The organism is Streptomyces triticisoli (genome assembly GCF_003270085.1).
Lineage (GTDB): Bacteria > Actinomycetota > Actinomycetes > Streptomycetales > Streptomycetaceae > Streptomyces > Streptomyces triticisoli.
Window position 1 is genome coordinate 1 of record NZ_QFDQ01000181.1, and the last position, 9,384, is coordinate 9,384.

A 9,384-nucleotide genomic window follows, 5' to 3' on the forward strand; every position below is an offset into this window, starting at 1 on the left:
GCGGTCCTCCAGCAGGGCGATCTGCTCGGCGTCCTGGCGGCGCTCGGCCAGCTCCATGGCGAGGGCGGCCTGCGCGGCGAAGCTCTTGAGCGTCTCCCGCTCCTGGTCGGAGAAGTCGTCGGCGTCCGTCTCCCGGGCGAGCAGGACGACCCCGCGGACGTGCTCGCCGGAGCCGACGGGAACCGCCACCGCCGGACCCAGCCCGGCGAACCTCGGCGGGCCGGCCGAGACCCGCGGATCGTGGGCGACGTCCCGGCTGCTCACCGGTGCCCCGCCGGCGAACGCCCGCCCCGTGAGGGTGCCTTCCACGGGCAGGACCAGACCGCGGTGCGCCTCCGCCTGCTGCCCGATGGCCAGTTCCACCGTGAGCGTGTCGGTGTTCTCCACGGGTGTGGACATGGCGGCCAGGGCGGCACCGGTGATCTCCCGCGCGCGTTCCGCGATCAGTTTGAGGACCTCCGCGGGGGCGGCGCCCGACATCAGGCTGTGGGTGATCTCCGCGTTCGCCCGCAGCCAGCGCTCCCTCAGCCGGGACTCCTCGTACAGCCGCGCGTTGTCGATGGCGACACCCGCCGCCACCGCGAGCGTGGACAGGAGCGACTCGTCCTCCTCGTCGAACTCGCCCCCGCCCCGCTTCTCGGTCAGGTACAGGTTGCCGAAGACCTGGTCCCGCACCCGGATCGGGACGCCGAGGAAGCTGCTCATCGCGGGGTGGTGGGCCGGGAGGCCGTACGACGAGGGGTGCTCGGCCGGCTTCGCCGTGCGCAGCGGCTCGGGGTTGCGGATCAGCTCGCCCAGGATGCCGTGCCCCTCCGGGAGCGGGCCGATCCGGACGATGACCTCCTCACCGACGCCGACGGTGTGGAACGCCGACAGCCGCCTGCCGTCCGGACCGATCACGCCCAGCGCCGCGTACTCCGCGTCGACCAGGGTCGCGGCGGCCTCCACGATTCGGCGCAGCACCTGCGTCAGCTCCAGCTCCCGGCCGACGGAGAGCACCGCCTCCAGCAGGCTCTGGACCCGGTCCCGGGTCTCGCGGGCGGCGTCCAGGCGTGCCTGCAACTCCTCCAGCAGCTCGTCCAGCCGCAGCTGCGGCAGCCGCACACGGGCCTCCCCGGCCACCCCGGACTCCTCGGAGCTTCCCACCGGTGTTCCTCCAGGCCCCCGCGACGTACCGAAGGCTGTTCCTCCCCTTGTCACAGTAGCGGTGCGGCACAGGGGCGGCAGGTCATCCCGTCGCCGTCCGGCCGCCCTCCGCGTCTCCGGCGGCGTCCCTCTCCCGGAGGCGGCGCTCGCGTGCCTTCCGTACGGTGACGGCGGCACGGTCGATCAGTTCGGGGAGGGCCGCGCGCACCGGTTCGCTCAGGCCCGGGCCGAGTCCGACGTCCGACGCCTCGACGGCGTGCACCACGAGTTCCCGCGGGAGCCGGTCCAGGGCTTCCGCCAGGGCGAAGCACTCCCCCAGGCCGAGGGCGTGGGTGCTCGCCGAACCGCCCGCGGCCGCCTCGGCGGCCGACAGGGTGTGCAGCCGGCCGGGCCGGGCCGGCCGGCCGCGGACGGCCTCCACCACGACCACGGTGTCGGCGCCGTGCCACAGATCGAGCATCCGGCCGGGCTCGCCGTCGCTGACCGCCAGTACGGTGTCGCCGGGAACGCGGTCGCGCAGTGCTTCCACCACCGCCGGTCCGGCGCCGTCGTCGCGGCGGAAGACGTTGCCCACACCGATCACGACGGTCCGGCCGGTCATGTGTGCTCCACGGTCAGGTCGAGGAAGTGGGCGGAGCAGGAGATGCACGGGTCGTGGTTGCGGATGGCCCGCTCGCACAGGGTCGCGAGCTCCTCGTCGCCGGCGGCGGGGCCCGGACGGTCCAGGCGTGACTGGACGGCCCGGCGCACGTCCTCCTCGATGGCCGACTGGTTCTGGGCCGTGGGCGGGATGATGCGGGCCGCGGAGAGCGTGCCGTCCTCGGCCAGGGCGTAGCGGTGGTAGAGCAGTCCGCGCGGTGCCTCGGTGGCGCCGGTGCCGACCGCCTTCCGCGGCCGGACGTCGACGGCCGCCCGGGGCGGTGGCTCGTAGGCGTCGATGATCCGCAGGGCTTCCTCGAGGGCGTGCACCACTTCCACGGCGCGTACGACGATGCTGCGGAACGGGTTGCGGCAGACGGTGCCGGCGGCCGGGTCGCCGAGTCCGGCCTCGCGCGCGGCCCCGGCCGCCGTGGGGTGCAGCCAACGTCCGCTGATCGCGAAGCGGGCCAGTGCGCCGGTCAGGTGGCGGCGCCCGTCGAGGATGGCGGTCAGGGCCGTGGAGTGCGGTACCTGTTCTTCGTGCACGTGCTGCTCGAAGTCGGTCACGGGGAACTCACGGAGTGCGGGGCCCGGCTCGGCGTCACTGTCGTCGGGGGCCGCCATGGCCGTGGGTGTTCCGGAATCGATGGCGTAGCGACCCGGATCGCGCAGTGCGAGCAGGTCGTGGCCGCACACGGCGTCGGGGAAGTCGAATCCGGCCACCCAGCGCACGGTCTCCAGCGCGTCCTCGCGGACCTGCCGGAGCCGTTCGGCCAGTGGACGCAGTTCCTGGGGGGCCGGCGTCCGGTAGAAGCCGCCGACGCGGACGTTGACCGGGTGGATGGGACGGCCGCCCAGCTGTTCCAGGATCGCGTTGCCGGCCTGCTTGATCCTCAGGCCGCGCTCGACGGCCGCGCGGTCCTCGCGGGCGAGTTCGACCGCGCTCGGGTGGCCGAGGAAGTCGGGGGCGTGCAGCAGGTGGATGTGCAGGGTGTGGCTCTCGATCCACTCGCCGCAGTACAGCAGCCGGCGCAGCTGGGCGAGGGGGCCGTCCACGGTGACGGCGCAGGCGTTCTCGATCGCCCGGCAGGCGCTCATCTGGTAGGCGACCGGGCAGATGCCGCAGATCCGTGCGGTGATGTCCGGTGGTTCGGTGTGTCCCCGGCCGACGAGGAACGCCTCGAAGAACCGTGGGGGTTCGTAGATACGCAGCCGCGCCTCGGCGACCGTGCCGTCGTGGACGCGCAGGTGGAGGGCGCCTTCGCCCTCCACGCGGGCCAGTGCGTCCAGCCGCAGTACGCGGGATCCGCGATGGCTCATACGGGCCCTTCCGGGGTGGTGTCCGTCCTGCCCGTCCTGTCCTGGGGGCAGTCCTGTGCCTCGGCCGTGAGGTCGGGTACGGGGGCATACTCCGGCGCGGCGGCGTTGAAGGTGCGGAAGACACGCAGGACGTCGCGCTCGCTCATCCCGTCGTGGCGCAGTTGTCCGACCATGGAGCGCAGGTTGGGGCCCTCGCTCGGCCCGAAGCAGCCGTAGCAGCCGCGTCCGTACGCCGGGCAGATGGCGCCGCACCCGGCGTGGGTGACCGGGCCCAGGCAGGGTGTGCCGTGGGCCACGGTGATGCAGGTGGTGCCGCGCCTCTTGCACTCGAAGCACACACTGTGGCCGGAGATGTTGGGTTTGCGTCCGGCCAGGTGGGCGGTGATGACCTCGAGGAGCTGGCGGCGGTCGATGGGGCAGCCCCGCAGTTCGAAGTCGACCGGTACGTGTGCCGAGATCGGGGTCGAGGTCCGAAGCGTGGAGATGTACTCCGGGCGGGCGTAGACCGCGGCCCGGAACTCGGCGACGTCCCCGAAGTTGCGCAGCGCCTGGATGCCGCCCGCGGTGGCGCAGGCTCCGATGGTCACCAGGCGCCGGGAGACACGCCGGATGTGCCGGATCCGCTCGGCGTCCTCGGGCGTGGTGACGGATCCCTCGACCAGGGAGAGGTCGTAGGGGCCCCGGCCGGTCAGGTCCGCGCGCTCCCCGTCGGGGCCCTCGGCGGAGGACATCTCCAGGAAGTGCTCGACGCGTACCCGGTCGGTGAGGGCGAGCAGTTCGTCCTCGCAGTCGAGCAGGGTCAGCTGGCAGCCGTCGCAGGAGGCGAACTTCCACACGGCGAGCGTCGGCCGGGGGTCGGTGTCCGGTCCGGTGTTCGTGTTCGTGTCCATCTCACAACTCCCGTACGGTGAGCAGTGGTTCGGCGCGGTCGTAGCCGATGACCGGGCCGTCGCGGCACAGCAGGAGCGGGCCGAGCTGGCAGTGGCCGCAGTGGCCGGTGGCGCAGCGCATGTTGCGTTCCAGCGACACCTGGACGCGGTGTGCGGGGACGCCCCGGCCGGTCAGGGCGCGCGCGGTGTGGCGGATCATCACCTCGGGTCCGCACACCAGCGCGCAGGTACGGTCCGGCCGGAGGTCGATCCGGTCCAGGAGGGCGGTGACGACCCCCACCGCACCGTGCCAGCCGGGGCCGGGGCGGTCGACGGTCACGCCCACCGCGGCCGGGCCGCGCCAGTCGTCGATCTCTTTCCGGTGGATCAGGTCGTCGGGGGTGCGGGCGCCCACCAGGACGCCGAGCCGGCCGTACGCCGCGGGCCGGTCCAGGACCGTGTGCACCACCGGCCGCAGCGGGGCCAGCCCGATGCCGCCGGCGATCACCAGCACATCGTGGCCGGCCACCGCGTCCAGGTCCCATCCGGTGCCGTACGGGCCGCGAAGTCCCACGGTGTCCCCCTCGCGCAGCCGGTACAGCGCCGTGGAGGTCGCGCCCACCGCGCGCACGGTGTGCACCAGCCCCCCGTGCCGGCCGCGCAGAGCGCTGACCGAGACGGGCACCTCGCCGACTCCGAAGGCGTAGACCATCGCGAACTGGCCGGGCGAGAACGGCGGAAGTTCCCGCCCGGCCGGCACCAGCTCGACCGAGCGGGTGTCGGCCGTCTCCGGCTCCGTGGCGGCGACCCGGTACGGCAGCGGAGGCGTCACCGTGCTCATGCCGGACGGCTTCCGTACGGCGCGTACAGGTCCAGCAGCCTGATGCGGGTGGCCTGCAGGCGTTCGGCGACGACCTCGGTGAAGCGGCGCATCAGGGCGTAGCCGAGTGCGGGGTCGGCCGCGCACAGGTCGAGGACGGGGCCGGCGGGGAACTCCGTCGCCCGGGCCGCGGTCGTCGTCCGGGCCCCCAGGTTCCAGCGGTACGGCGGGGCGATCCACGACCAGCCCAGCATCTGGCCCGGGCCGAGCGTCTCCACCACGGGTGCCGGGTGCCGGCCGGGGACGTGGATGTCGAGGTCGACCTCGCCGGCGCGCAGCAGCCAGAAGCGGTCGGCTTTCCCGCCCTCGTCGAACAGTCTCGTGCCGGCCGGGAACGAGACGTCCAGCCCGATGGCCAGCAGCCGTTCACTCTGTGCGGCCGACAGGAGGTCCAGGGGCGTCGGCAGGCCGGTCACGAGGCATCCTCCGGTGGCCGGGACCGGGTCCAGTCGTGCAGGGCGGCGGCCTCCTCGGTGATGTCGATGGCGACCGGGCACCACACGATGCAGCGACCGCAGCCCACACAGCCGGAGGAGCCGAACTGGTCGTACCAGGTGCCGAGTTTGTGGGTCATCCACTGCCGGTAGCGGCTGCGTGTGGAGGCGCGGACCGGGCCGCCGTGCAGATGGGAGAAGTCGAGGTCGAAGCACGAGTCCCACAGCCGCCACCGTTCCGCGTGGTCACCGGTCAGGTCGGTGACGTCCTCGGTGGTGGTGCAGAAGCACGTGGGACACACCATGGTGCAGTTGCCGCAGGTCAGACAGCGTCCGGCGACGTCGTCCCAGCGGGGGGCGTCCAGTGTGCCGGCCATCAGTTCCCGCAGGTCGGCCTCGGGCATGGTCCGTCCCATGCGCTCCGCGGCGGCGGTGACGCCGGCGCGCGCCGCCTCCCGGGTGGCGGAGTCCGCGGGGTGGGCCGGAAGTTCCGCGAGGACCTCGGCGCCCTCCCGGCTGCCGCTGCGGATCCAGAAGCGGTGACCGTCGTCGTCGACCACCTCGGTCAGCACCAGGTCGTAGCCGGGGCCGGCCGCGGGCCCCGTGCCCATCGAGACGCAGAAACAGGTGCCGCCGGGCTCGGTGCACTCCACCGCCACCAGGAACGCTCCCGAGCGGCGCCCCTGGTAGACGGGGTCGCGGTGCGGCCCTCCGGTGAGGACCCGGTCCTGGATCGCGACGGCCCGCAGGTCGCAGGAGCGCACCCCGAGGAACGCGTACCGGGGAGGCGGGGACGGGTCGGCGGTGAACACCGTCTCCTCGCCCACGCGGTCGGCGGACCACTGCCGTACTCGCGACGGGTGCAGGAACGTCTTCCACGACTGGGGTCCCGCCGCGTTGGCGAAGGCGGCGCCGTCCGGCCGCCGGCGCAGCCGGTACTGTCCGGCCTGAAGCTCCACACCCCATCCGTAGGGCAGCTGGTCGGCCGACTCCAGCTCCGCCAGGACGATCGCGCCGTCCCGCACGGTGGGGCCGACCACGGTGTATCCGCGTCCGGTCAGGGCGCCCACCAGGGCGGCCATCCCGTCCTTGCCCATCACTTTCTCCTCGGACGCGGCGGGCGCCGGGGTGTTCACGTCGGTGTCCGTGTGCATGGTCTCTCCTTCCGCACCGCGAAAGACGGGTACGGCTCGTCGTTGTCCGGGGGACGGTGTCCACTCGTCGGTGTCCGGGGGACGGCGTCAGGCGACGGTCAGGTGGTTGTTCACCTCGACCACGTCGTCGATGTCCTCCACCTCCGCCACCAGCCTGGCCATCGCGGCCTGCGACATCCGGCCCGTCAGGTCCACCACCCCGTCGCGCACCGTGACGGCGACGGTGGCGCGGTCGGCCGGGGAGCAGAAGGCGTGGATCTTCGCCTCGATCTCCTTGCGGATCCCCTCGTCGTCCCTGATCAGCGCCTGCAGCAGTGCGTTGCGGCGTACGACGCCGACCAGACGGCCGTCGTGGTCGGTGACCGGGATCCGCTTCAGCCGCGACAGCGCCGCGAGCCAGGCCGCCTCCGCGGCGGTCGCCCCCGGCAGTACGGTGATCGCGGGGCTGGTCATCAGGTCCGCCGCCGTCTCGGCCCGGGCCTTCTCGTGGAGCCTGCGCCCCCGCAGCCTGCCGAGGTGGCCGGGGCGGCGGCCGGATGCCTCGAAGGCGACCTTCGCCAGCAGATCGGACTCGGACACCATTCCGACCACCCGGTCGTCGGCGTCGACCACGGGAACCGCGCCGACGTGTTCTCGCGCCAGCAGGCGTGCGATGTCCCGGCAGGGCAGGTCGTCCCGCATGGACACGGCGGGCACGTCCATCACGTCCCGCACCAGCGGAGCCTCGGGCTCGGTGTGCTGCGGCGGCCGCTCCCCGAGGGGCCCGCCGGCCTCCCGGGGAGCCTCCTCCGGGCCCGTGCGCGTGGTCGGGGCGGGCGTGGCCTGCGGCTCGACGCCCGCGTGCCTGGCCGACACCGTGGCGACGGCGCCCAGGTACCGCAGCAGCTGCTCCTGCCTCGCTTCCTCGCGGGGACTCCAGGTGTGCGACGGCACGGTGTGACGGGCCTCGGCACCCGCGGAGTAGTTCTCGCGCTGGTTCATGGCAACCTCCGGACTCCTCGGGCTGTCCACTCCCAGTCTCGCGCTCCACCTCCCCGGGCCAAGAGCCGAACGGCCCTGGTGGAGCAGTGCCGTGCCCCATCCGGTGCGGGCTCGCCGGGAAGCGGTGAGACTGGGGAAGGGGCAGACCGACCAGCGGGAGGACCTCGTGATGAGCCTGCGGGACTTCCTCGCCCGGTTCCGCCCCACGGGCACCCCGGGAGCGACCGTCACCGGGGTCCCCGCCGACCGGGCGGCGGAGCGTGCCGCGGAACTGGAGCCGCCGCTCGCCCGTTTGGCGGACGTTCAGCGGGAGGCGGCCCGGATCCGCGCGGCGGCGGACCGTGAGGCCGAGGCCGTGCGGCAGAGCGCGGCCCGGCAGGCGGCCGAGATCGTGACGGCGGCGCGGGCCCGGGTTCCGCAGGTGCGGCAGGAGGCCTCGGTGTCGGTGCGCCGTGCCGCGCGGGGGGAGGTGCGGGAGATCCGCTCGGCCGGGGACCGCGCCGCCTCGCGGGTGCGGGAGCGGGCCCGGGAGCGCATGCCCGCCCTGATCGACCGGGTCGTGGCGGACGCTCTGCGGTTCACGGACCGGGCGGAGGGAGCGCCGTGAGTGCCGGATGGGTCGCGGCGGTGGTCCGGGTCCGTGCGCTGACCGGTCGCTGCCCGGGACGCGCCGGGGCACGCGAGATCGCGGCGAGCACCTCACTCGGCGATGCGCTGCACCGCCTGGCCGGGACACCGTACGGCAGGTACGCGCGGGCGACGGTCACCCTGCCCGAGGCACAGCGGGCGGTCGCCGCCACGCTGTTGTGGCACCTGCGCGTGCTGGCGGGCTGGCTGCCCCGGGGCGGCGCCCGCCTGCTCCGGCCGCTGGTCTCGGGGTTCGAGATCGCCAACGTCGCCTCCCGTCTGCCGGTACGGGGTGACCCCGGTACGGGTCCGGAGGCCGCGACATGGCAGCCGTACCGGCTCGGCGCCCTGGAAACCGCCTGGCGTTCCCTCGAACGCGCCGCGACGCCCGCCGAGCTGCGTGCCGCGCTCGCGGCCTCGCCCTGGGGCGATCCCGGAGCGGAGACACCGTGGGCCCTGATCACCGGCATGCGGATGGCGGCCGCCCGGCGGACCGCCGCGGTCGTACCGTCCGCGCGTCACTGGGCACAGGGGCGCGCCGCCCTGCTGACGGCCCGCGAACGGTTCGTGCAGCAGCGCTCCTTGCCGGCGCCCGTGCGCCGCGACGCCGTGGCCCTGCTGGGGTCGCACGCCGTCGACGCGGCGTCCTTCGCGGACTTCCGCGACAGTCTGCCGTCCACGGCCCGCCGGGTCCTGGAGGACGTCGAGGGACCCGGCGAGCTGTGGCGGGCCGAGGCCCACTGGTGGCGGACGCTCCATCAGGACGGCTCCGCGGCGTTGCGCGACGGCCGCCACGGGTCCCGGACGGTCGTGGGGGCGGTCGCGGTGCTGTCCGTGGACGCCTGGCGGGTACGGGCCGCCCTGGAGTCGGCGGCCCGGGGCGGACGTCCGCTGGAGGAATGGGATGCCCTGGTCTGAGGTGCTGACGCCGGTTCGGATGCGGCGCGTGGCAGTGGTCGTCCCGCACCTGGCGCTGCGGGACACGCTGGTACGGATCGCCGAGGCGGGCTGCGTCGAACTGGACCGGGTGGAGGAGGCGGCCCCGGGTGCGGCGGCCCGGCGGCTGCAACGGCTGCAGGCTCGCCCCGGAACTCCGGCGACCGCTCCCGTCGGCACGGCGGTCCCCGCCCGTGAGGACGCCTCCCTGGCCCTTGCCGCCCCCGACCTGGACGAGCTCGAACAACACCGGGATCTCAGCCTGCTCGCAGGGGAGGCACAGCTGGAGGAGCGCGCTCGGGGCGCCGTCGTGCGCGGAGAGGTCGCCGCGCTCGCGGGGTGGTGCCCCGCCGCCGAGGTGCCGCGGCTCGCGCGTCGGCTCGCCGCGGCCGGCGGTG

Annotated in this window: 10 protein-coding genes and 1 pseudogene; 3 read left to right on the forward strand and 8 right to left on the reverse strand. The window is 74.3% G+C overall.

Going from position 1 to position 9,384, the window contains the following annotated elements; all coding sequences use genetic code 11:
- The 8 genes from DEP02_RS24185 to DEP02_RS24220 all read right to left on the reverse strand — a co-directional run.
- On the reverse strand, positions 1-1,146 hold a 1,146-nt coding region (locus DEP02_RS24185), incomplete at its 3' end, for a GAF domain-containing protein (protein ID WP_112469798.1).
- Between the two features lie 82 nt (positions 1,147-1,228).
- Positions 1,229-1,747, reverse strand: coding sequence for a hydrogenase maturation protease (locus DEP02_RS24190; RefSeq protein WP_112469799.1), 519 nt, complete (start codon positions 1,745-1,747; stop codon positions 1,229-1,231).
- A complete protein-coding gene (locus DEP02_RS24195; RefSeq protein ID WP_112469800.1) occupies positions 1,744-3,105 on the reverse strand; it encodes a Ni/Fe hydrogenase subunit alpha in 1,362 nt (453 codons plus the stop codon). The genes DEP02_RS24190 and DEP02_RS24195 overlap by 4 nt, the downstream gene beginning before the upstream one ends.
- The gene (locus DEP02_RS24200) at positions 3,102-3,995 is read right to left on the reverse strand and encodes an NADH-quinone oxidoreductase subunit B family protein (protein WP_112469801.1); all 894 of its coding nucleotides are present in this window, start codon (positions 3,993-3,995) and stop codon (positions 3,102-3,104) included. Before DEP02_RS24200 ends, DEP02_RS24195 begins: the two co-directional genes overlap by 4 nt.
- Position 3,996: 1 nt before the next feature.
- Positions 3,997-4,815 (reverse strand): FAD/NAD(P)-binding protein, encoded by an 819-nt coding sequence (locus DEP02_RS24205; protein ID WP_112469802.1) that lies wholly within the window; start codon positions 4,813-4,815, stop codon positions 3,997-3,999.
- Positions 4,812-5,270, reverse strand: coding sequence for a cyclic nucleotide-binding domain-containing protein (locus DEP02_RS24210; protein ID WP_438947791.1), 459 nt, complete (start codon positions 5,268-5,270; stop codon positions 4,812-4,814). The genes DEP02_RS24205 and DEP02_RS24210 overlap by 4 nt, the downstream gene beginning before the upstream one ends.
- Positions 5,267-6,442, reverse strand: a complete 1,176-nt coding sequence (locus DEP02_RS24215; protein ID WP_112469803.1) for a 4Fe-4S dicluster domain-containing protein — start codon at positions 6,440-6,442, stop codon at positions 5,267-5,269. The genes DEP02_RS24210 and DEP02_RS24215 overlap by 4 nt, the downstream gene beginning before the upstream one ends.
- A gap of 87 nt (positions 6,443-6,529) precedes the next feature.
- Positions 6,530-7,423: a CBS domain-containing protein gene (locus tag DEP02_RS24220; RefSeq protein WP_112469804.1), complete on the reverse strand. Its 894-nt coding sequence runs from the start codon at positions 7,421-7,423 to the stop codon at positions 6,530-6,532.
- Positions 7,424-7,547: 124 nt separating this feature from the next.
- Here DEP02_RS24220 and DEP02_RS24225 point away from each other — a divergent pair, with 124 nt between their 5' ends.
- From DEP02_RS24225 to DEP02_RS24235, 3 genes and pseudogenes are all read left to right on the forward strand, one after another.
- Positions 7,548-8,030, forward strand: coding sequence for a hypothetical protein (locus tag DEP02_RS24225; protein WP_198668564.1), 483 nt, complete (start codon positions 7,548-7,550; stop codon positions 8,028-8,030).
- Positions 8,027-8,968: a hypothetical protein gene (locus DEP02_RS24230; RefSeq protein ID WP_112469805.1), complete on the forward strand. Its 942-nt coding sequence runs from the start codon at positions 8,027-8,029 to the stop codon at positions 8,966-8,968. Before DEP02_RS24225 ends, DEP02_RS24230 begins: the two co-directional genes overlap by 4 nt.
- Positions 8,969-8,987: 19 nt before the next feature.
- Positions 8,988-9,384: pseudogene (locus tag DEP02_RS24235) on the forward strand (hypothetical protein); the annotation flags it as partial.

Excerpts from the sequence above, each read along its gene's own strand:
- DEP02_RS24215 (WP_112469803.1), bottom strand. The coding sequence starts at position 6,442 with ATGCACACGGACACCGACGTGAACACCCCGGCGCCCGCCGCGTCCGAG.
- DEP02_RS24195 (WP_112469800.1), bottom strand. The coding sequence starts at position 3,105 with ATGAGCCATCGCGGATCCCGCGTACTGCGGCTGGACGCACTGGCCCGC.
- DEP02_RS24200 (WP_112469801.1), bottom strand. The coding sequence starts at position 3,995 with ATGGACACGAACACGAACACCGGACCGGACACCGACCCCCGGCCGACG.
- DEP02_RS24190 (WP_112469799.1), bottom strand. The coding sequence starts at position 1,747 with ATGACCGGCCGGACCGTCGTGATCGGTGTGGGCAACGTCTTCCGCCGC.
- DEP02_RS24220 (WP_112469804.1), bottom strand. The coding sequence starts at position 7,423 with ATGAACCAGCGCGAGAACTACTCCGCGGGTGCCGAGGCCCGTCACACC.
- DEP02_RS24205 (WP_112469802.1), bottom strand. The coding sequence starts at position 4,815 with ATGAGCACGGTGACGCCTCCGCTGCCGTACCGGGTCGCCGCCACGGAG.